This window comes from Alteribacillus persepolensis (genome assembly GCF_900099605.1).
Classification (GTDB): Bacteria; Bacillota; Bacilli; order Bacillales; family Marinococcaceae; genus Alteribacillus; species Alteribacillus persepolensis.
The window spans coordinates 103,449-123,422 of the sequence record NZ_FNDK01000005.1; the positions used below are offsets into that span (position 1 = coordinate 103,449).

Genomic DNA, 19,974 nt, shown 5'->3' on the forward strand with positions numbered 1-19,974 from the left:
GGAGAGCTATGCTGACGTATAAGACAGCTGATGATCATCAGCTTACAGAAATCAATGAAAGCGAGCTAGCTCGAAAAGATGCATTGGATGTCATACGCTGGGGTTACAAACAGTATGGGGATGATTTGGTTTATGCGTGCAGCTTTGGCGCTGAAGGCATAGTGTTAATTGATTTAATCAGTAAAATTAAAGCCGACGCCGATATTGTCTTTTTAGATACGGATTTTCATTTTAAAGAAACATATGAACTGATTGAAAAAGTGAAACAAAAGTATCCCGAGCTAAACATTACGATGCTAAAGCCTGATTTAACTCCGGAAGATCAGGCGGAAAAAGAAGGAGATCGTTTATGGGAAAGCAATCCTGACCGCTGCTGCCAGCTTCGTAAACTGAATCCACTGGAAAATACGTTAAACAAATACAGCGCATGGATGTCGGGGTTAAGAAGAGAACAGTCTCCGACTCGAAAAAACACTCAGTTTGTTAATAAGGACCAACGTTTTTCTTCCATTAAAATTTGTCCTTTAATCCATTGGACGTGGGATGATGTATGGATGTATATTAATACGTTTGAGCTTCCGTACAATCCGCTGCATGACCAGAACTATCCAAGTATTGGCTGCATGCAGTGCACCAACGCTGTACTAGAAGGTGAAGATTTACGAAGCGGACGCTGGGCTGGTCAAGGTAAAACCGAATGCGGTTTGCATAAATAATAAATCTTGAAAAAGGAAGTGAGCATATGAGCTTGAAACCACATGGCGGAGAATTAGTAAACAGAGAAAACTTTTCAAAAGAAACAGGGCATATTACAGCTGAAATCACACTTGACGATATTGCCGTTTCCGACTTGGAATTGATTTCTAATGGTGCATTTAGTCCCTTGACTGGTTTTTTGAATCAAACAGATTATGAATCCGTTGTAAATGATATGCGTCTGGCAGATGGCACCGTTTGGAGCATTCCAATTACGCTGCCTGTATCACAAGAGCAAGTGTCCTTGTTAGAAAAAGGCAAGGAGGCAAGATTAGTATATAACGGAGAGACATTCGGAACGATTGAAATCGAAGAGCTGTACACACCAGATAAAGAAAAAGAAGCTGAACTTGTCTATACAACAACAGAAGACGCTCACCCAGGTGTGAAAAAATTGTATGAACGACCTGATACGTATGCAGCAGGCCCGGTTACATTAGTGAAGGAAATACCACATCAAGAGTTCCGAACCTATTACTTAAAACCTGCTGAAACGCGTCAAACATTTGCTGACAAAGGATGGGAAACGATTGTCGGCTTTCAAACGAGAAACCCGGTTCATCGTGCGCATGAATACATTCAAAAGACAGCGCTTGAGACGGTGGATGGTTTGTTTTTAAATCCACTTGTCGGTGCAACAAAAGCAGATGATATTCCAGCAGATGTACGGATGGAAAGTTATGAAGTGTTATTAAAAGACTATTATCCAGAAAATCGAACTTTCTTAGCAGTGTTTCCTGCAGCCATGCGTTATGCAGGACCGCGTGAGGCTGTGTTCCATGCGATGGTTCGCAAGAATTACGGATGCACCCACTTTATTGTAGGAAGAGACCATGCTGGTGTTGGTGATTACTACGGCACATATGATGCACAGCACATTTTCCGTAACTTCACAGAAGAAGAATTGGGTATTAAACCATTGTTTTTTGAACACAGCTTTTATTGCAGCAAGTGCGAAAATATGGCTTCTGCGAAAACTTGCCCGCATGGAAAAGAAGACCATGTTATTTTATCCGGGACAAAAGTGAGAGAAATGCTTAAGAAGGGCGAACATCCGCCTGCTGAATTCAGCAGACCAGAAGTGATTAACGTGTTGATTAAAGGTATGAAAGAAACTGTATCGTAATACGGAAAAACAAGAGGAAAGCGGGGAATTGAAATGGCAGTGGAGAATATCACCTGGCATGATGCATCGGTAACACGTAAAGAAAGAAACCGTAAAAATGAACATGAGAGTTTTGTGCTCTGGTTTACGGGCCTCTCAGGATCTGGAAAGTCAACGCTTGCTAATGCCGTGTCAAGAAAGTTGTTTGAAGATGACAAGCAAACGTACGTGCTGGACGGGGACAATATCCGGCACGGGCTAAATAATGACTTAGGTTTTTCGCCGGAAGATCGTAAAGAAAATATTCGCAGAATTGGTGAAGTATCGAAGTTGTTTGTCGATGCCGGCTATATTGTCAGTACTGCGTTTATATCTCCATACCGGGAAGACAGACAGCAAGTACGCCAATTGCTGCAAGATGGGGAATTTATTGAAATATACGTAGAATGCAGCTTGGAAACGTGTGAAGAGCGCGATCCAAAAGGGTTGTATAGAAAAGCAAGAAATGGAGATATCCCATCGTTTACAGGAATCAGCTCACCCTATGAAGAACCAGAAAGTCCGGAACTGGTTGTAAACACAGAAGAAAATTCTATTGAGGGAGCGGCTGATTTAATTGTAGACTATTTAAAAGGAAAAGAACTGTTATAGGACGTTTTCACACGTGATATTGGGGGGAGCAGCATGAACACAGGCAAAGTATATATCGTTGGCGCCGGACCAGGAGATGCGGGACTTATCACTGTAAAAGGCGAAGAATGCTTAAAACATGCAGATGTTATTTTATATGACCGCCTTGTCAATCCATTATTGCTTGAAAAAGCAGAGGAAAACGCGGAAAGGATTTATTGCGGAAAGCTTCCGGACCGCCATCATCTTCGTCAAGAGACTATTCAAGAGTTGATGATAGAAAAGGCGAAACAAGGCTTGTATGTTGTCCGGCTAAAAGGAGGAGACCCTGGTGTATTTGGCCGCTCGGGAGAGGAAACAGCTGCTTTGGAAGAAACGGGTATTGACTATGAAATTATTCCTGGGATTTCATCAGGTATTGCAGCCCCTCACTACGCGGGTATCCCATTAACACATCGTGAGTTATCTGGAAGCTTTGCTGCAATAACCGGTCACCGCTCACTGGATAACAGCGGTGCTTCCCCCGATTGGAATGCATTAGTAAGAGCGGTAGATACACTTGTTTTTTACATGGGAGTAAAGAACCTTCCTATTATTGCTGAGAAATTAAAGGAGCATGGAAAACCGTCACACACACCAGTTATGTTAATTGAGTGGGGGACAACCGGCAGGCAGCGGGTTATTGAAGGTACATTATCTGATATATGTACGAAAGCAGATAATGAACAGGTGCAAAACCCTGCTATCACGTTGGTAGGTGACGTTTGCAGCTTGCGCTCTGAGCCTTCCTGGTTTGAAAAAAAACCGCTTTACAGCAGGTATGTTTGGGTAGTGAAAACGTCCATGCCGCCAAGCCGCGTGGGAGAAATGTTACAGGAGAATGGTGCAGAAGTTCATGAGGCTCCGCGTTTTGCGGCAGTCCCATCCGCTTCTTTGCTTCCAGACAACATTCAATTATATGACTCACTAAGTTTTCTTGAAGCCGACAGTGTTCCTGTTTTTTTCGAGGCACTGCGTAAACAAAAAATAGATATTCGAAGTTTGCCGGAAAAAATATATGCTGGTACGAAACGAACACAGAAGAAGCTGGAAGGGTATGGGATTTTCCCATTCTTAGAAAAAGCACCTGAGCAGGAATATTCCTTATTAATTGGAACAAAAGAAAGCTTGCCGGTGCGTGCTAATCACCCTGTTTGGATTAGTCATCGTTTGCACGTCAATGAAAATACGCGTAAAACTACTGCCAGACTCGTGAAAGACGATATGATTAATACAATTGTTCTTCCTTGTGCCAAAGCAGTAGATACATTGTTGTGTGAACTAGACGGCATTGGTGTGTCTGCAGTAGAATGGACAAATAATCGAACGGTTATTTGTTATGGGCCGCAAACGGCACAGCGAGCACAAGCTGAAGGGATCAACGTATATTCTACGTTAGAAAAGCCAAAGCAAGAAGAGTTATTGAAAAGTGTTGCGTCTCTCGGTTGAAATGGAAAAAGGGTGATGAAGTATGCAAGCGGTGCTGTTCGTGGGACATGGAAGCAGGATACAAGAAGGTAATGAGCAATTAAAAGCATTTGTTGAAGGTGCAAAAGAGAAAATCGATGTCCCGATTCAAGAAACTTGTTTTCTTGAACTAGCAGCCCCCTCTATTATAGAAGGGGCAGAAGCATGTATTCAAAAAGGGGCTGACGCACTAGCGGTGGTGCCGGTTTTTTTACTAGAGGCCGGCCATATTAAAAACGATATTCCGGCTGAACTAGAGAAAGTAAAACAACAATATCCAAATGTATTTATACAATATGGAAATCCTTTTGGTATTGAGGGCAAAATTTTTGATGTCCTGCTACAACGTCTTCAAAAGAGAGGATATTATCAGGGACAAGCAGCTGATATTCTGTTGGTCGGACGAGGAAGCAGCGACAAACATGCCATTGCTGATTTCTATACGATTGCGTCACGTTTAGCAGAGAAAACACAAATAAATGTAGAAACGGCATTTTTAGCAGCTGCTTCCCCCACTTTTGATGAAGGGTTAGAAACAGTAAAACATAGTCGGAACGATGTTGTGTATGTACTGCCGTACTTGCTGTTTACTGGTGTGTTAATGCAAGAAATGCAACGGAAAATAAATAAAATGAATCAAGACACTAGTGCGTCGGTAGTACTGTGTGATTTTCTCGGGTTTGATGAGCAGCTGATGATAATTTTGAAAAAGCGTGTGACAGAGACAATGAACAAACCAGAATACGAAATAGGCGGAGGGCACCATGTTTAATTTTCCTGTCTTTCTTACATTAGAAAATAAAGATGCTGTAGTCATAGGCGGCGGGAAAATTGCAGCACGAAAGATACATAAATTGCATGCAGCAGCGGCGAATATAACGGTAATAGCACCTGATTTGCATGCAGATTTGAAAGAGATGGTGCAATCAGGAGAGATTATATGGATTAACGATACTTGTAAACCAGAGCATATTGCATCGGCATTTATGATTGTTTCTGCTTCTGGAAATAAACAAGCCCAAGAAATTATCCAACAATCGGCTGCTTCGCATCAGTTAATTAACGGCGCGGACAACCCAAGTATTGGAAACGTTGCCCTTCCAGCCTCTATTGAAAACGACGATTATCATATTGCTGTATCAACAAGAGGAAAAAGCCCGGCAAAAGCAAAACAGTTAAAACATCGGCTTATGGATTGGCTCAATGATAATAGATGATAACTGGCTTCCTTTTTCGAGGAAGTCTTTTTAGTGTAAAGTATACATATTCCCCTGAGTGATTGGAGAGTTGTAGGTTATGATGCGCGTACTATTATTTGCTGGCGGGACGATGGAGGAAGACTTTTTCTCGGCTGTAACAGAAGATGATTATCTTATCGGTGTTGACAGCGGAGCATATGCATTAATTGAACATGGATATATCCCACATCTAGCTGTCGGTGACTTTGATTCTGTAACACCTGAACAAAAAGACGATATTTTATTGCATTCTGTAGAGTGGAAAAGTTGTGATCCTGTTGATAAAGACAAAACGGATACAGAAATAGGATTAGAATCGGCGTTAGAAAAGCAGCCGCATAAGATTGTTATGTTCGGTGTTACTGGTACCCGGCTCGATCATACGTTAAGCAACATATACTTATTGGAAAGAGCATGTGAAGAAGGTGTGGAGGCAGAGATTATTGATAAACACAATAAGCTTTTTGTAGCCGGTCGCTACACAAAAATAGAAAAGGATATGTATTCCTATGTATCCATAATTCCTATCAGTGAAAAAGTGAAGGGTCTGTCTTTAAAAGGATTTGTCTATCCGCTCGATAATGCTTGTTTAGAGCGCGGGCAGACACTTGGAATCAGTAATCAGATCAAAGGAGCATACGGAGAAATCACTGTTAAAAGCGGCCACATACTCGTTGTGAAAAGCAGCGATGGAAAAGTATAACAACTCAGATTTTGTATTGCACCTTTTTTATATGGCCCTTATACTTTAATTTGGTAGAGAGCTAAATATATAAAGGGGAAAATATGTATGTTTACTGTGATTACCTCCGTTGTAGTCATGATTTTATTAAGCCTGTTTCGAGTGAATGTCGTGCTGGCTATTTTGGCAGCTGGTATAACTGCTGGTTTAATGACAGGTTTAAGCTGGAGTGACTCATTAGAACTTCTTATCGAAGGAATGGGCGGTCAAGCAGAAACTGCGTTAAGCTATATTCTGCTTGGTGTGTTTGCGATGATGATTGGATATTCCGGTATTACGGGGGTGCTTGTGTCTTCCCTCATGCGTATGCTAAAAGGAAAACGCGGCACATTAATTATGGTTATTGCTGCAGCTGCGTGTTTATCGCAAAATGTTATACCGGTTCATATTGCATTTGTCCCTATTTTAATTCCACCACTGTTAAAGTTGTTCGATGAAATGAAAATCGACCGGCGTGCTGTGGCATCGGCATTAACATTCGGGTTAAAAGCGCCATATGTGATGCTTCCTGTTGGGTTTGGATTTATTTTTCACAATACAATCGCACAAGAAATTCAAGCAAGCGGCATGGATGTGCCAGTAAATGAAATATGGAAAGCAATGCTTATTCCAGGACTTGGAATGGTAGCGGGTTTGTTGGTTGCTGTGTTTATTACGTACAGAAAGCCAAAAGAGTGGAAAGACAGGCCGAAAACAGCTACAGATCCTTCTGAGAAAACAGGAGATGATACTGTATCGTTTACGTTTAAACATGGTTTGACGATTGTAGCTGTATTATCTGCTCTTATCATTCAAATAGCAATGGATTCTCTGATATTTGGTGCATTAAGCGGCATTATTCTAATGTTTATTTTTCAAGTCGTTCCGTTTCGCCATGGTGATGAAATGGTCAATGACGGCGTAAAGTTAATGGGAATGATTGCTTTTGTTATGTTAATTGCTTCTGGTTTTGCCAATGTACTGAAGGAAACTGGAGCCGTCAATAATATGGTAGAAAAAGCGATAAGTGTATCCGGGGGAGCTAATATTATGACGGCTGCTGTGATGCTGCTTGCGGGATTAGTTGTTACGATGGGAATTGGTACTTCCTTTGGGACGATTCCGATTTTAGCTGCACTGTTTGTCCCGTTTAGTATGAGTGTCGGTTTCTCGCCGCTTGCAACCGTTGCTTTAATTGGTACAGCAGGAGCAATGGGAGATGCCGGTTCTCCAGCCTCAGACAGTACACTCGGGCCAACTTCCGGGTTGAATGCTGATGGGCGTCACCACCATATTTGGGATACATGTGTGCCGACGTTTCTCCATTATAATATTCCGTTATTTCTATTCGGATTAATAGCTGCTGTTGTATTATAATAGAAGCACCGCCTGCTTAATAGGGCGGTGCTTCTTTCACAATATGGCATATACAAAAGAAAAGACGGAGATGGCGGTACTGCCAGCTGCGTTGTTATAGCAAGAAAGGTGGAGACGTATGAGGGAAACAACAGTATATGATGTTATAGATGTTGGAATAGGCCCTTTTAACTTAGGATTAGCCGCTTTGTTAGAACCGGTCGATAGCAACCAATCTGGCATTGTCTGTGATGAGAAACCAAACGATCATTAATGATATTTGCGGTTATGAGCGGTATCCACTTCAATACGATACAATTTTTCAACAGTTTATTTAGCCAAAACATGTAACACCATGCATAACATTCTTCACCTTGGAGAAAACTGAAACCAATACACGCTTTTCCCATTGTTTGATGTCTGACAAAAGTGTAATAATGTGTGATTTTTTCCATATGGGTTTTGGAAAGTACCAGACGGGAATGGGCTTAGCGAAGATATGATATAAGGAGGATGTTGAAAAATGAACAAAAGGCTGCTTTATGCTGCATTATCAGGTATGTTAGTTGTAAGTGTGATGGCTGCTTGTGGTGGAGCAGAAGAAGAACCGGAGATGGACGATGGTACGGATGGAGAAGGCGAAGTTGAAATGGAAGAAGAGCCTGAAAATGATGGCGGTATGAACGGGGAACAAGATAACGGCACAGATGGTGGTATGGAGGAAGAACAAGACAACGGTATGGATAACGAAGATGGCAATATGGAAGAAGAAAATAATATGGAAGACGAGGAAGAATAATATATTATACATGGACCCGGCGGCAAGGGTCCTTTTTTTATTTTCTTTGTATGACGCAGACATATGGGAATGATAAAATGCTAGAGAGACATTAAACTGGGGGATATAAGATGAAGCTGTTTTTTCTATTTATTCTGCCGGCTTTTACAGCATTTGTCACTATGATTGTGACGATGATTATGCAGCGTTTTTTAGAAAAAGAGCTGAATAACAAACAGCCGATGTTCTTGTTTCACGTCGTTAATATTACGTTTGTTCTCATGATGCACGGAACAGCTGCTGTGGTATTTTATGGTTTAATGTTACGCGGTATCGCTGCGCACGGTTGGTGGGTAGTGACACAATATGCTTACATCCATCCTCTCCCCTTTATAATAGGATGTTATATTATTGCTGTTCCAATATTTCGGTCATATGTGAGGCCTTATCGCATGAAAAAAGGAAGCAATGTGTTGTATTTAAAAACGAGACAAAGCAAGTAAATGGGAGTGTATATATGGCAAAGAAAAAATATTATGTTGTTTGGAAAGGGAGAAAGCCTGGTGTTTATAACAGTTGGGCAGCATGCGAACAACAAGTCAAAGGGTATCGGGGAGCATCGTTTCGGTCATTTCCAACAAAAGATGAAGCGGAACAAGCTTACAGCCAGACACACCGCGAAGACGTAAACTCGCTTTCAAACGAAGTGTACATAGAAGAAAGTATTTCGGTTGATGCCGGTTCCCACGGAAATCCAGGTTTTGTCGAATATAAGGGTGTTTGTACGAAAACGGGGGAAATCTTGTTTTCTCATCCTGGATTTAAAATGGGAACAAATAATATGGGAGAATTTTTAGCAATTGTCCATGCACTTGCTTTTTGCAAAAAAGGGAATAGTGAAAAGCCAATTTACACCGATTCAGGTACTGCAATAAATTGGGTAAAAAAGAAAAAAGCCAACTCCAGCTTAAAACGCACGCCAGAAACCGAAGAAATTTGGAATACGGTGGAACGTGCTGAAAAGTGGCTGAAAGAAAATGAGTGGAAGAACCCTATCTTAAAATGGAACACAAAGGATTGGGGAGAAATCAAAGCGGATTATGGAAGAAAGTAATGTTTAACAAACAACAAAATGGGTATATCTAACAACGTGATGCTTTAAAAAGGAGTGTTATTGAAGATGGCAAAAAAAATTGCAACATTAATGACCGATATGTTTGAAGACTCCGAGTTCACCAGCCCAAAAGAAGCGTTTGATAAAGAGGGGCACGAGGTTACAGTGATTGAAAAAGAAGCAGGTAAAAAAATAGAAGGGAAAAACAGCGAAGCGAAAGTCAATGTAGATGCGTCCATTGATGACGTGAAACCTGAAGATTTTGATGCACTGTTTATTCCAGGAGGATTTTCTCCAGATATTTTGCGTGCAGATGACCGTTTTGTTGCATTTGCGAAACATTTTATCGATGAAAACAAGCCGGTTTTTGCTATCTGCCATGGACCGCAGCTTCTCATCACAGCGAAGGCCTTAGAAGGACGGAAAGTAACTGGATTCACATCGATTCTGGTTGATTTGGAATATGCGAAAGCTGATGTAAAAGATGAAGAAGTCGTTGTCTGCCATAACTTGGTGACAAGCAGAACACCAGACGACTTGCCAGCGTTTAACCGTGAATCAGTCAAGCAATTACAATAAAAGAAAACAGAGGTTGTTTTAAGGTTAATAGCCCTTGAGACAGCCTCTTTTTCATATTTAAGCCGTTGAAGAAGTCAATGAATCGACATAAATGGTATAATACTAACACAGAAAAAGTTGAGAAAGGAGGAAGCACATGTCTGAACAAACGAAGCTGGCAACGTTTGCTGGTGGTTGTTTTTGGTGTATGGTGGGCCCTTTTGAACAGTTGGACGGCGTTCTATCGATTACGTCGGGGTACACTGGAGGAGAGACAGAAAATCCAACGTATGAAGAGGTGTGTTCCAATACCACCGGTCATGTAGAAGCCGTACAAATTGTATACAATCCAGAGAAAGTGACATATGAAGAATTACTCGACACTTTCTGGAGACAAATTGATCCTACAGACAGCGGCGGACAATTTAATGACCGAGGGGAGTCGTATCAAACCGCGGTGTTTTATCATGACAATGAACAAAAACAAATCGCAGAGCAATCAAAAGAAGAGCTCAATCAGCACGGCCCCTTTGACAATCCAGTGGTAACACCTGTTGTGCCGGCAAAAACATTTTATCCAGCTGAAGACTATCATCAAGACTACCATAAAAAGAACCGTTTTCATTATTTACTGTACCGAAAAGGTTCTGGTCGTGAGGGCTTTATACAACAATACTGGGGGGACAACTAATGGCAGAGAGCAAAGAAGATTTACAAAAGCGGCTTACTCCGATTCAATTTGAAGTAACGCAAAAAAATGGCACAGAACGTCCGTTTGATAATGAATATTGGAACTTAATGGATGATGGTTTGTATGTGGATATTATTTCTGGAGAACCTTTGTTTAGTTCAAATGAAAAATTTGAATCGAATTGTGGCTGGCCAAGTTTTACAAAACCATTAGATGAAAACAACATTGTGGAGGAACTGGACACTTCCTTTGGGATGCGAAGAACAGAAGTGAGAACAAAAAACTCTGATTCCCATCTTGGTCACGTGTTTCCTGATGGGCCGCCGCCAGAAGGTTTACGGTACTGCATTAATTCAGCAGCTTTAAAATTCATTCCAAAAGAAGACTTGGAAAAAGAGGGCTACAAGGAGTATAAGAAACTGTTTGAAAAAGAGGTTTAACGTATTTTTTTAAGGGGTACGATATACAATAGACAGCATGCTTACGTCACAAAAAATAAAAAAACGACAAAAATCAGCAGTAATGTTGAAGGAGGACTCTTTTCATGGATGCAAAAATGCAAGCATTAATTGATGGATTAAATGAGGATTTGGCGAACGAATACGGTTCCGTTATTATGTATAATAACTATGCTGCCGTTGTATCAGGATTGTATCGACAAGTGCTAAAACCGTTCTTTGAAGGAGAAATTGGTGATGAGCAAGGCCACGCTTTATACTTGGCTGAAAAAATCAAGACCTTAGGCGGTACACCGACGACAAAAGCAGTGGAAATACAGCAAACACATGATGTGAAACAAATGCTTGAAAATGCGCGGCAAGCAGAAAAAGATACCATTAAGCGTTATACAGAACGTGCCAAACAAGCAGAAGAGCTCGGCTTGGTCGAATTGCAAATCAAGCTTGAAGATTTAATTGCTGATGAGACAGGGCACATGGAAGAAATGGAACGTCTGCTTAACGACCCGCGTCTTCAATAAAAAGGGAACTGTTCTCCCATACTATGGGGGAACAGTTTTTTTTGGATAAAGGGTAAAGGCAGACGTTTGTTAAGTGTCTCATAAGCACGCTCGTAGATTCTTCCTTTTTTAATCGGGTTTACAGGCTGCTTGTACTTTTCTTTATCTTGTCTTAAACACATGTCGTGAACGAACAAAGAGCTGTGATGGACATGTATAGAAGTTCAATCTTTACAGCAGGATGATTGGGCGTTGTGGTGTACACTAGACGGTGCGGATTTCAGGCACGGCGTCCGATAGGGCAGCGTGCTTTAGATTCATTAATATAAGCACATTTTGTATACTGATGTGTACAGATGCAGTAAGAGTTGCTTTGCTTTGTGCGGTTAGGCACCGGGTAGCTGGAACATATAGGTGATGCTTTATAGTTTGAGTGTGAGGAGACTTAGGTAACATGACAAATTCAGCGATGATGATTCAAGAGTATGTAAAAGAGTATCAATTGCCTCAAGAGGGTGTCGAGCATGAGTGGCTGCCCTTTCAGGACACTTTTTTGTCGGTGCAGCTGTTTTGCCAGCAGCAAAAAGAAACAAATACGACAACAATTCTTTTTATTCATGGGTTGTTTGACCATACAGGCACGAATGCTCCCTTTATTAAACATCTGCTGGATAAAGGCTATCAGGTAGCGGCGTTTGATTTGCCGGGTCATGGTCTGTCCGGCGGTGAACGTTTTCAAATTAGTTCGTTTCAAGAGTATCAGAGCGCTTTGCAAACGGTTATGGGTAAGCTCAAAGATTGGGGTGTTTCAAATATGCATGCTGTCGGTCATAGCACAGGCGGAGCTGTTTTGGCAGAATATGTGTTAACGAACACCTCGTCATCTCCGTTTCAAAAAGTAGGTTTGATTTCGCCCTTAATTCGTTCAAATCAATGGTGGATAAGCAAAAGTTTTACACCAATTATTTCGCTTTTCCGCAAACAATTGCCAAGAAAGTTTCGAATGAATGCAGGAAATAAAGAGTTTATGCAAAAAATTAAAAATGATCCATTACAAGGAAAAATCATTTCGTTAGAGTGGGTGCAAGCAATGTTTGAATGGGAGAAGCAATTGACACAACACCACCCTGTGGATAAAGATATTCTCATTATACAAGGGACCAATGATCAAACGGTAGATTGGAAACACAACATGAAAGCTTATGCTGCATTATTCCCCAACTCAAAGCGGCTGTTAGTCGATGAGGGAAACCACCACTTAATCAATGAGAAAATGGAAAAACGTTCACTTGTTTACCAATTATTAACAGAGTATTTTCGTAAATAAAAGACATGAAAGAGTCGTCCTATCATCGATTTTCTTCTCGGCTTGGCTGTCGTGTTTTATGGCATTTTAAGCATAAAAAAAGGCTGTCTGGAAGGTGAATAAATCCTTGGAAGACAGCCCCGGCCATTATCATTTTACGTATTTCATATCTTTTTCTTTATAATTTTCTAACTCTTCGACATAGACTTCTCGGGCTTTTCGATCATCAAGTTTTTTCTCTATCTCGCTCATGGCATCTTGATCTCGTAAAAGCTCTTCTTTATTTTCGTTGATCAAATCCTCTAGGGTGGAGCGCATGGGTTTTCTCATTATCCAATCCTTCCTTTTATATCATTTTCTCATCCATCTCGGTGTCTATTATAACGAAAAATGACAAAAAATAAACAGATAAATGTTAATGTTTTTTGAAAAATGTCTTTTATACCACTATTTGAACAGTATCGTTCTACATTTGTCATGAAACATATCAGCATATTAAAGCAATGCAAACATACAATGTAACATTTACAGAGAAAGGAGGAATAATGTGTCAAAAAAGGAAAACAGCAAAGAGGTGGAAACGGCACATACGGCAGGAGAAGCATTTGAAGAAAAAGAAACAGATTATTATCTTTTGGAAGTATATAACTAACATACATCCATAGGTGTTTAGCTTTTCAGCTAAACATTTTTTTTGCTCACAGGAAAGTACTGCATGTTAACACAGCTGAATCAGTAATGGCATCAACATGTGGAAAAAGCCGTATACATGCTGCGAGGAAATTGATGGGTGCTGAGGAAGATGGAAGACATACTTTTATGGGACATGACGGCTTCTACGCCCGGTACAGGACGTGTGCTTTCTTAGTAGAAATGGTTTTACCTTAGCCGAATGTCTTTCCTTCAGGACACTGGCTAAAGTTTTCTTTATAAAAAACGAACAACAGAATTTCTTTAGCAAGAGCTGCCTTTTCGAAAGTGGTTTGTACCATTTTGTAAAAAAACGTATACAAGTTCTATAATCAGCGGAAAAATAAAAGCATAATCATGCTTCATTGGTGGTATGTAAATACTATATAATAAAAGATAACGTTAGAGAGGGAAGGTGGAAGAGAACATGGCAAAACAAGAAGCGCCTCGTTCGCGGTTGGGGATGAAAATTGGCATTGCTGTAGGCAGCATCTCGGCATTAGTGCTGATAGGAAATCGTCAGTCCAGGCAAAGGATTGTAAGTGGCACAAAGCAGACTGCTTCAGCCATTAATGAAGCCAGTAAATTTGTGGCAGAAAATCGAGAAGAAATTATTGGCCAAGTAAAATCAGCATCAAACCAATTAGCTGATTTACTAAAATCCGCGAATGAAGATATTCAACAAATTACGCAAAGGGCAAACCATTTAAAAGATACAACGTTGTCGGTAAAAGAAACAACACAAAAAACAGCAGAAGAGCTAAAAGATTTAAAGGATAAAGAGAGAACAGAGGAAAATGTGGAAGCAGATGTAACATTGGCTGAAAATGTAGAAAAATTTCCTTCTAAACACCAACATGCATCAAAAGAAATATGAAGCAATAGAGTTGTCTGCATAGACAGCTCTATTTTTAATGTTTACACAAAGTATTTACGTGAAATAGAGAGGGTACAACGTCCAAAAGGAGGCATCGACGATGGCATTATTAGAACAATTGCAGTCATTAAAGCAGCAGCGTGATGAAACCGGTATGTTAACTATTTACTTAAATACAGATTTTGGAGATGGAAGCCAGCATAATGGCGAATGGAAAATCCGCTTGAAGAATGGACTGAAAAAATTAAAAGAGTATGTTGAAAAAAGTGGAACGAAAGACGAACTAAAAGCATTTAAAAAAGCTGCAGATATTGCTGACCGTCATATATATGACCAGCAAATCAATATGCAAAAAAGCTTTTTACTGATTATCTCCAGTGACGGCGAGGTGTTAGCCGAGCATATTCTGCAAGTCCCAATGGAAACGGAATTTCATTGGGAAAGCACTCCGGTTCTTAGTCAATTAGAGTCGATGCAAAAACATTTCCCAGCCAGCGGCATTGTGATGGTGCAAAAAAGTGATGTGCATTTTATGGATACAGCGCTAGGTGAAATTCGCGACGAAAAGCATTACAGCTGGGATGTTGAATCAGAAGACTGGAAACAGTATGAAGGAAACGCGGCTTCAGAAAGGGTTCCTTCCGGTTCCACCCAAGTCGATGAAGTAGACCACCGCTTTGAAGAAAACAAACAGCGCTGGTATAAAAATTTAGCACCGTCCTTGAATAAAGAAGTGAAGAACAGAAACTTAGAAGGGATTTTCCTTGTGGGAAACACAGAAGCGATTCGCGATATGGAAAAACATCTTGATGTAAATGTTTTAGATACTGTTCCAAAGAATTTAACTTCCAAACCTTCCCACGAAGTACTCAACACAGTATATGGTGAAAAAGTTCGATAGATGATCATACAGGTCAGGCCAAAGCCTGGCCTGCTTTTTGTTTTATTTCCTCTGCATGCTTGATGGCGGTGCATAATACAATAAAAAGCAGCTGAAATCTGATAGTATATATACAGGTAGTCAGGAGTTTTGAGGGGAAAGCACTTGACGTATCGTGATCATGTTTTTAACAATAGGAAGAGTTAAGAAACTGAACATCAAACGAAGGAGAGAGGCATATGGAATTTTCAATGCAAGAACATGGTTTTGGTTTTTCAACAAAAACAGACTTTGGCGTGTTAGAGATTTCTTCTAATGATGAATATGGTTTTCGGCCATATCAATTGTTAGTATCATCGGTGGCAGTATGCAGCGGTGGTGTGTTGAAAAAAATTATAGAAAAGCGCCGTCAAACGGTCAACGATATTCAAATAAAAGCAGATGTGAAACGAAGCGGTGAAGGCGCTGATGAGATACAAGAAATTCACTTGCACTTTCTTATTGATGCGCAAGGAATTTCTGATGAACAGATGAAAAAAAATATGGAACTCACACGGAAAAATTGTTCCATGGTGCAGTCAGTCAAAGACAGCATTAAAGTGACAGAAACATATGAATGGAAATAAATGATTTAGATTGCTGAAGAACAGGAGAGGAAAAGATGGGGACAGCCAAACAGATGGATTTTACCGAAGGAAGCATCATGAAAAAAATGATATTTTTTGCCACACCCATCTTTCTGGGAAATCTTCTTCAAAGTTCCTATCAAATTATAGATAGTCTCTGGGTTGGTAACCTTATTGGTGCAGATGCTCTTGGTGCCGTGACGATCTCTTCTGCTATTATTTTTACGATTTTATCGTTTATTATTGGGATTAATAGTGCAACACTTACTGTATTATCACAGCGAACAGGTGCGAATGACAGCGAGGGTTTGCGAATGTCATTGAATGCGTTTGTTTTTGTATTAAGTACGCTGGCTGTGTTTTTAGGTGTGGCTGGGTTTATTTTATCTCCATACATACTTGCCTGGATGGGGACACCAGACAGCATTATGCCGATGGCCTTGAGTTATTTACGAATTAACTTTGTCGGGATTGTCTTTTTGTTTGGCTACAATTTCATCGGTACGGTGCTGCGTGCTGTCGGTGACAGTAAAACACCACTTCGTTTTATATTTCTTGCTGTCGTTTTAAATACAGTGCTGGACCCAGTGTTTATTTCGGTATTTGACTACGGTATGCAGGGGGCAGCATATGCTACTGTTATTTCCCAAGGAAGTGCTTTTTTGTTTGGCATTGTTTACTCTATTCTCAAAAAAGGACTGCCGTTTACCGTACCAACTCCACCACCTTTGCAAGAATTTAAGCGGATTTTCAAGCTGGGACTTCCATCTGGATTGTCAATGGTTGCTATCTCAGGCGGGGTACTTGCTATTATGACTGTTGTTACTTCTTTTGGTGAAACGGTGGTTGCTGGATATGGAGCTGCTCAAAGAATTGACAGTGTTATTATGCTGCCAGCTACAACACTGGGGTCTGCTATTACGAGCATGACCGGACAGAACATTGGCGCAGATAAATGGCATCGTGTCAGTGACATTGCAAAAAGCGGTTTACTTTTAATTTTTGGTGTGTCATTAACGATTGGATTGTTTGTATTTATTTCTAGTGAATGGCTCATTCGCATGTTTGTAGATGATGCGGCAACGATCGCTTTTGGTGCTACGTATTTGCAAATTATCGCGTTTTTCTACCCGTTTTTAGGAATCAACTTTGTATTAAATGGTATTGTCCGCTCGTCTGGTGCCATGCTGCAGGTGCTTGTACTAAATATCATTTCATTTTGGGTGCTGCGTTTTCCACTGGCTTGGTTATGCTCTGAATGGTTTGGGGCGCACGGAATTGCCATCGGTATTGGGATAAGTTTCATTATTAGCAGTGTATTTGCGGTTGCGTATTACCATTTTGGCAAGTGGCGTCATATCAATATTTTTCACGAAGAAAAAGAAAACAAATAAGGAAGGGACATTGATGGGCAGTCCGGTTCATACAAAAAAACAACAAATAGATTATTTAAAAAAACGCATGTCTTTAATACAAGAAATGCTTGAGCAAATGGACGTAAATGATAGTAGTTTGTCGGACTTACAACGACTGGAAAATATGTTAAAGCAGATAAATATTAAAATAAATCAGTTTAAGCACGATTGGGACTGAGAGGGGCATTGGATGGATATTTATTTAATTAGGCATGGAGAATCAGAAGGCAACCTTGCCAAAAAGCTGCAAGGCTGTCAGGATTTTGAGTTGTCGTCCGCAGGAAAACAGCAAGCTGCTAGACTGGGTGAACATTTTTCGACTACTGCATTGGATTATATATACAGCAGTGATTTGACAAGAGCTTATGAAACCGCCAAAGCTATAGAAAAACATCAATCATTGCAAGTGATGACGGCTAGTACGTTGAGAGAAATTTATTTAGGACCTCTCCAGGGAAAAACGAGAGAACAAATTTATAAAGAGTACCCGGAAGTAAAAAACAAAAGTCTTCTGCAGTCAGGAATTGAAGGGACAGAGACAGATGAACAAATAACAGACAGGTGCAGAAGCATCTATGACATGTTAAAAAAAGTGAAGCAGGGGGAAAAAGCAGCACTCGTGTCCCACGGCGGATTGTTGTCTATCTTTTTAATGTATTTGCTTGCTGGTGATGCTTGGCATACGCTACACCGTCCCTTTCGAATCGACAATACCGGTGTAACTAAGTTAAGCTGGGAAAACGAGAAGTTGTCTATTCATTATATTAATCAATACCACCATTTAACCGGGCATTAAAAAGAGGTTAAGACAAAAGTGCAGGAATTACAGAATAATCCGAACGATTAATTGAAATCAGTTCGGATTATTTGTTTATTACAGTGATTTTTATTGTTGGTCCGTCAAAATATTTCACATTACGCGGGCATGGCCTCATCCAATGTGGTAAAGAAAAGCCCGTTACCAAGTCAAATGAGGCTCCGCACAGGACGTGCTAGTTTCCGTGTTGGCCGCACGATGCAGCTGGTCTTAGCCGACGCGTCCCGCAGGAGCCTCCGTATATTGACGACGCTTAGAATACACTTTCATTGCTTGTGAGTAAACTGTTTTAAATGTGATACAGCCTCTTTATTTGACACTATTTATTATATTCAATTGGAGAACCAGGTCCAAGGTCAAGTCCCAGTGTTATCCAAACAATTAACATAAGCGTCCACGTAATCAAGAAAACAATGGAGTATGGCAGCATAACCGAAATTAATGAACCAATTCCCATGCGTTTATCATATTTTTGTGCAAAGGCGATAATGATAGCAAAGTACGTCATTAATGGTGTAATAATGTTGGTCGTTGAATCTGCAACACGGTAAGCCATTTGCGTTAATTCTGGTGAATAACCCTGAAGCATCATGATTGGCACAAAAACAGGTGCCATAATCGCCCATTTTGCAGAAGCGCTTCCAATAAATATGTTAATAATCCCGGTAATCAAAACAAACATTATAATTAACGGAATCCCATCTAATTGGATGGTGTTAAGAAATTCAGCACCATATACGCCCAGTAACAGTCCCATGTTTGATTCGTTAAAATAAGCAACAAATTGACCGGCTGTAAAGGCAAGAACGATGAACATTCCCATCGAAGCCATCGTTTCGGAAAGTTGATTAGCAACGTCCTTATCACTTTTTATGGATTTGGTGACGATGCCATATACTAACCCGGGAATAAAGAAAAAGATTAAAATCACAACAACTAGTGAACTCATAAACGGTGACTGGATAACAGCACCCTCTTCTCCGCGTAGAGGTGCATTAGACGGCACAATGAGTAATGCTAGTAAAATGGCGGTGATAAGAGCCGACAATCCAGCATAAACCATGCCTTTTTTCTCTTGAGCTGTAATCTTCTCCAATCCGTCTGTATTTTCTCCATGTTCTCCTTTATAAGTGCCCAGTCTTGGTTCAACAATTTTCTCACTAACGAGTGTACCGACAATAGTTAAAAAGAATGTAGAAGCAATAATAAAATAGTAGTTCATTGCATTGTTCATGCCTTCTGCATAGGCCGGATCAATCGTTGCAGCTGCTTGCATAGTCAGCTCCCCAAGCATCGGATCTACTGCAGAAAGCAGTAAGTTGGCACTAAAACCAGCCGATACGCCGGCAAATGCTGCGGCAAGCCCTGCAAGAGGATGCCTTCCTAAAGCGGCAAACAACATTGCACCTAATGGAGGCAAAACCACATAGCCGGCGTCTGATGCCACGCTGGACATAATTCCCGCAAAAACCAGTCCTGCTGTTAAAAGAAATTTAGGTATAAATAATACAAAACCGCGCAACAACACGCTAATGAGACCAGTTCGTTCTGCAATACCGATACCAATCATCGTGGCTAACACAACACCGAGCGGTGCAAAGTTAATAAAATTGTCCACCATGCTTGTAAACATGTATTCAATCCCATCACTAGATAACAAGTTGTTAACGGTGATGGTTTCTCCTTCGCCTGCCGGATCTTCTACTTGTAAATCGGCAGCGGAAAGGATGGCAGAAGCAATAACAACTAAAACAGCTAAAATAGCAAATAGCGTGATAGGATGGGGCAGTTTATTTCCGGTTTTTTCAACGAAATCGAGAAAACCCTGTATCATCCCCCGCTTATTTTTGGAATCAGCCATTTTTTCATTCCCTCCTATATTTAAATATATTAGTATAATAATTTAGAAAAAAGTTGAAAAATTCTAAATATCCCTTGAATAAGGTGAACAA

At 40.5% G+C, this 19,974-nt stretch carries 25 protein-coding genes; 23 read left to right on the top strand and 2 right to left on the bottom strand.

All coding sequences use genetic code 11. From position 1 onward, the window contains the following. Positions 1-8: 8 nt before the first annotated feature. The 17 genes from BLT18_RS06180 to BLT18_RS06255 all read left to right on the top strand — a co-directional run bounded on the left by BLT18_RS06180 (position 9) and on the right by BLT18_RS06255 (position 12,738). Positions 9-716: a phosphoadenylyl-sulfate reductase gene (locus tag BLT18_RS06180; protein WP_091272192.1), complete on the top strand. Its 708-nt coding sequence runs from the start codon at positions 9-11 to the stop codon at positions 714-716. A 26-nt stretch (positions 717-742) separates the two neighbouring features. Further along, positions 743-1,882, top strand: coding sequence for a sulfate adenylyltransferase (gene sat / locus BLT18_RS06185; RefSeq protein ID WP_091272194.1), 1,140 nt, complete (start codon positions 743-745; stop codon positions 1,880-1,882). 33 nt (positions 1,883-1,915) lie between these two features. Beyond that, on the top strand, positions 1,916-2,512 hold the full coding sequence (gene cysC, locus BLT18_RS06190) for an adenylyl-sulfate kinase (RefSeq protein WP_091272195.1): 597 nt from the start codon (positions 1,916-1,918) through the stop codon (positions 2,510-2,512). 33 nt (positions 2,513-2,545) lie between these two features. Then, the gene (cobA, locus tag BLT18_RS06195; protein ID WP_091272197.1) at positions 2,546-3,979 is read left to right on the top strand and encodes a uroporphyrinogen-III C-methyltransferase; all 1,434 of its coding nucleotides are present in this window, start codon (positions 2,546-2,548) and stop codon (positions 3,977-3,979) included. Positions 3,980-4,001: 22 nt separating this feature from the next. Beyond that, positions 4,002-4,769: a sirohydrochlorin chelatase gene (locus BLT18_RS06200; protein ID WP_091272199.1), complete on the top strand. Its 768-nt coding sequence runs from the start codon at positions 4,002-4,004 to the stop codon at positions 4,767-4,769. Next, entirely contained in the window at positions 4,762-5,214 is a 453-nt protein-coding gene (locus BLT18_RS06205; protein WP_091272200.1) for a precorrin-2 dehydrogenase/sirohydrochlorin ferrochelatase family protein, read from the top strand. Before BLT18_RS06200 ends, BLT18_RS06205 begins: the two co-directional genes overlap by 8 nt. A gap of 79 nt (positions 5,215-5,293) precedes the next feature. Further along, positions 5,294-5,938 (top strand): thiamine diphosphokinase, encoded by a 645-nt coding sequence (locus tag BLT18_RS06210; RefSeq protein ID WP_091272202.1) that lies wholly within the window; start codon positions 5,294-5,296, stop codon positions 5,936-5,938. 87 nt (positions 5,939-6,025) lie between these two features. Next, entirely contained in the window at positions 6,026-7,333 is a 1,308-nt protein-coding gene (locus tag BLT18_RS06215; RefSeq protein ID WP_091272203.1) for a Na+/H+ antiporter family protein, read from the top strand. 118 nt (positions 7,334-7,451) lie between these two features. Further along, positions 7,452-7,586 carry a SidA/IucD/PvdA family monooxygenase gene (locus BLT18_RS17950; protein WP_139184714.1) on the top strand — a complete coding sequence of 45 codons (135 nt, stop codon included), beginning with the start codon at positions 7,452-7,454 and terminating at the stop codon, positions 7,584-7,586. Positions 7,587-7,835: 249 nt separating this feature from the next. After that, positions 7,836-8,111, top strand: a complete 276-nt coding sequence (locus tag BLT18_RS18120) for a hypothetical protein (RefSeq protein ID WP_091272205.1) — start codon at positions 7,836-7,838, stop codon at positions 8,109-8,111. A 110-nt stretch (positions 8,112-8,221) separates the two neighbouring features. Further along, positions 8,222-8,593, top strand: coding sequence for a hypothetical protein (locus tag BLT18_RS06225; RefSeq protein ID WP_091272206.1), 372 nt, complete (start codon positions 8,222-8,224; stop codon positions 8,591-8,593). Between the two features lie 14 nt (positions 8,594-8,607). Further along, positions 8,608-9,204, top strand: coding sequence for a ribonuclease H1 domain-containing protein (locus BLT18_RS06230; protein WP_091272208.1), 597 nt, complete (start codon positions 8,608-8,610; stop codon positions 9,202-9,204). A 66-nt stretch (positions 9,205-9,270) separates the two neighbouring features. Further along, positions 9,271-9,783, top strand: coding sequence for a type 1 glutamine amidotransferase domain-containing protein (locus tag BLT18_RS06235; RefSeq protein ID WP_091272210.1), 513 nt, complete (start codon positions 9,271-9,273; stop codon positions 9,781-9,783). 136 nt (positions 9,784-9,919) lie between these two features. Beyond that, positions 9,920-10,453 carry a peptide-methionine (S)-S-oxide reductase MsrA gene (gene msrA, locus BLT18_RS06240; RefSeq protein ID WP_091272211.1) on the top strand — a complete coding sequence of 178 codons (534 nt, stop codon included), beginning with the start codon at positions 9,920-9,922 and terminating at the stop codon, positions 10,451-10,453. Continuing rightward, positions 10,453-10,893 carry a peptide-methionine (R)-S-oxide reductase MsrB gene (gene msrB, locus BLT18_RS06245; RefSeq protein ID WP_091272224.1) on the top strand — a complete coding sequence of 147 codons (441 nt, stop codon included), beginning with the start codon at positions 10,453-10,455 and terminating at the stop codon, positions 10,891-10,893. Before msrA ends, msrB begins: the two co-directional genes overlap by 1 nt. A 104-nt stretch (positions 10,894-10,997) precedes the next feature. After that, positions 10,998-11,432 (top strand): ferritin-like domain-containing protein, encoded by a 435-nt coding sequence (locus BLT18_RS06250; protein ID WP_091272226.1) that lies wholly within the window; start codon positions 10,998-11,000, stop codon positions 11,430-11,432. A 433-nt stretch (positions 11,433-11,865) separates the two neighbouring features. Then, positions 11,866-12,738 (top strand): alpha/beta hydrolase, encoded by an 873-nt coding sequence (locus BLT18_RS06255; protein ID WP_091272228.1) that lies wholly within the window; start codon positions 11,866-11,868, stop codon positions 12,736-12,738. A gap of 129 nt (positions 12,739-12,867) precedes the next feature. Here BLT18_RS06255 and BLT18_RS06260 read toward each other — a convergent pair whose 3' ends face one another. Further along, on the bottom strand, positions 12,868-13,047 hold the full coding sequence (locus BLT18_RS06260) for an FbpB family small basic protein (protein WP_091272230.1): 180 nt from the start codon (positions 13,045-13,047) through the stop codon (positions 12,868-12,870). Between the two features lie 787 nt (positions 13,048-13,834). On the opposite strand from BLT18_RS06260, the gene BLT18_RS06265 reads away from it, so the two are divergent. The 6 genes from BLT18_RS06265 to BLT18_RS06290 all read left to right on the top strand — a co-directional run bounded on the left by BLT18_RS06265 (position 13,835) and on the right by BLT18_RS06290 (position 18,001). After that, the gene (locus tag BLT18_RS06265) at positions 13,835-14,284 is read left to right on the top strand and encodes a hypothetical protein (RefSeq protein ID WP_091272232.1); all 450 of its coding nucleotides are present in this window, start codon (positions 13,835-13,837) and stop codon (positions 14,282-14,284) included. 100 nt (positions 14,285-14,384) lie between these two features. Next, positions 14,385-15,185: a VLRF1 family aeRF1-type release factor gene (locus tag BLT18_RS06270; protein ID WP_091272233.1), complete on the top strand. Its 801-nt coding sequence runs from the start codon at positions 14,385-14,387 to the stop codon at positions 15,183-15,185. Between the two features lie 218 nt (positions 15,186-15,403). Continuing rightward, positions 15,404-15,790 (top strand): OsmC family protein, encoded by a 387-nt coding sequence (locus BLT18_RS06275; protein ID WP_091272235.1) that lies wholly within the window; start codon positions 15,404-15,406, stop codon positions 15,788-15,790. Positions 15,791-15,825: 35 nt separating this feature from the next. Continuing rightward, positions 15,826-17,184, top strand: coding sequence for an MATE family efflux transporter (locus BLT18_RS06280; protein WP_091272236.1), 1,359 nt, complete (start codon positions 15,826-15,828; stop codon positions 17,182-17,184). A 13-nt stretch (positions 17,185-17,197) separates the two neighbouring features. Further along, complete coding sequence (locus BLT18_RS06285; protein ID WP_091272237.1) at positions 17,198-17,383, top strand: SE1561 family protein; 186 nt, start codon at positions 17,198-17,200, stop codon at positions 17,381-17,383. Between the two features lie 12 nt (positions 17,384-17,395). Beyond that, positions 17,396-18,001 (top strand): histidine phosphatase family protein, encoded by a 606-nt coding sequence (locus tag BLT18_RS06290; protein ID WP_091272239.1) that lies wholly within the window; start codon positions 17,396-17,398, stop codon positions 17,999-18,001. Between the two features lie 340 nt (positions 18,002-18,341). Here the strand turns inward: BLT18_RS06290 and BLT18_RS06295 are convergent, their stop codons facing one another. Further along, positions 18,342-19,883, bottom strand: coding sequence for an AbgT family transporter (locus BLT18_RS06295; RefSeq protein ID WP_091272240.1), 1,542 nt, complete (start codon positions 19,881-19,883; stop codon positions 18,342-18,344). Between the last annotated feature and the right edge of the window lie 91 nt (positions 19,884-19,974).

Excerpts from the sequence above, each read along its gene's own strand:
- BLT18_RS06180 (WP_091272192.1), top strand. The coding sequence starts at position 9 with ATGCTGACGTATAAGACAGCTGATGATCATCAGCTTACAGAAATCAAT.
- sat (WP_091272194.1), top strand. The coding sequence starts at position 743 with ATGAGCTTGAAACCACATGGCGGAGAATTAGTAAACAGAGAAAACTTT.
- cysC (WP_091272195.1), top strand. The coding sequence starts at position 1,916 with ATGGCAGTGGAGAATATCACCTGGCATGATGCATCGGTAACACGTAAA.
- cobA (WP_091272197.1), top strand. The coding sequence starts at position 2,546 with ATGAACACAGGCAAAGTATATATCGTTGGCGCCGGACCAGGAGATGCG.
- BLT18_RS06200 (WP_091272199.1), top strand. The coding sequence starts at position 4,002 with ATGCAAGCGGTGCTGTTCGTGGGACATGGAAGCAGGATACAAGAAGGT.
- BLT18_RS06205 (WP_091272200.1), top strand. The coding sequence starts at position 4,762 with ATGTTTAATTTTCCTGTCTTTCTTACATTAGAAAATAAAGATGCTGTA.
- BLT18_RS06210 (WP_091272202.1), top strand. The coding sequence starts at position 5,294 with ATGATGCGCGTACTATTATTTGCTGGCGGGACGATGGAGGAAGACTTT.
- BLT18_RS06215 (WP_091272203.1), top strand. The coding sequence starts at position 6,026 with ATGTTTACTGTGATTACCTCCGTTGTAGTCATGATTTTATTAAGCCTG.
- BLT18_RS17950 (WP_139184714.1), top strand. The coding sequence starts at position 7,452 with ATGAGGGAAACAACAGTATATGATGTTATAGATGTTGGAATAGGCCCT.
- BLT18_RS18120 (WP_091272205.1), top strand. The coding sequence starts at position 7,836 with ATGAACAAAAGGCTGCTTTATGCTGCATTATCAGGTATGTTAGTTGTA.
- BLT18_RS06225 (WP_091272206.1), top strand. The coding sequence starts at position 8,222 with ATGAAGCTGTTTTTTCTATTTATTCTGCCGGCTTTTACAGCATTTGTC.
- BLT18_RS06230 (WP_091272208.1), top strand. The coding sequence starts at position 8,608 with ATGGCAAAGAAAAAATATTATGTTGTTTGGAAAGGGAGAAAGCCTGGT.
- BLT18_RS06235 (WP_091272210.1), top strand. The coding sequence starts at position 9,271 with ATGGCAAAAAAAATTGCAACATTAATGACCGATATGTTTGAAGACTCC.
- msrA (WP_091272211.1), top strand. The coding sequence starts at position 9,920 with ATGTCTGAACAAACGAAGCTGGCAACGTTTGCTGGTGGTTGTTTTTGG.
- msrB (WP_091272224.1), top strand. The coding sequence starts at position 10,453 with ATGGCAGAGAGCAAAGAAGATTTACAAAAGCGGCTTACTCCGATTCAA.
- BLT18_RS06250 (WP_091272226.1), top strand. The coding sequence starts at position 10,998 with ATGGATGCAAAAATGCAAGCATTAATTGATGGATTAAATGAGGATTTG.
- BLT18_RS06255 (WP_091272228.1), top strand. The coding sequence starts at position 11,866 with ATGACAAATTCAGCGATGATGATTCAAGAGTATGTAAAAGAGTATCAA.
- BLT18_RS06260 (WP_091272230.1), bottom strand. The coding sequence starts at position 13,047 with ATGAGAAAACCCATGCGCTCCACCCTAGAGGATTTGATCAACGAAAAT.
- BLT18_RS06265 (WP_091272232.1), top strand. The coding sequence starts at position 13,835 with ATGGCAAAACAAGAAGCGCCTCGTTCGCGGTTGGGGATGAAAATTGGC.
- BLT18_RS06270 (WP_091272233.1), top strand. The coding sequence starts at position 14,385 with ATGGCATTATTAGAACAATTGCAGTCATTAAAGCAGCAGCGTGATGAA.
- BLT18_RS06275 (WP_091272235.1), top strand. The coding sequence starts at position 15,404 with ATGGAATTTTCAATGCAAGAACATGGTTTTGGTTTTTCAACAAAAACA.
- BLT18_RS06280 (WP_091272236.1), top strand. The coding sequence starts at position 15,826 with ATGGGGACAGCCAAACAGATGGATTTTACCGAAGGAAGCATCATGAAA.
- BLT18_RS06285 (WP_091272237.1), top strand. The coding sequence starts at position 17,198 with ATGGGCAGTCCGGTTCATACAAAAAAACAACAAATAGATTATTTAAAA.
- BLT18_RS06290 (WP_091272239.1), top strand. The coding sequence starts at position 17,396 with ATGGATATTTATTTAATTAGGCATGGAGAATCAGAAGGCAACCTTGCC.
- BLT18_RS06295 (WP_091272240.1), bottom strand. The coding sequence starts at position 19,883 with ATGGCTGATTCCAAAAATAAGCGGGGGATGATACAGGGTTTTCTCGAT.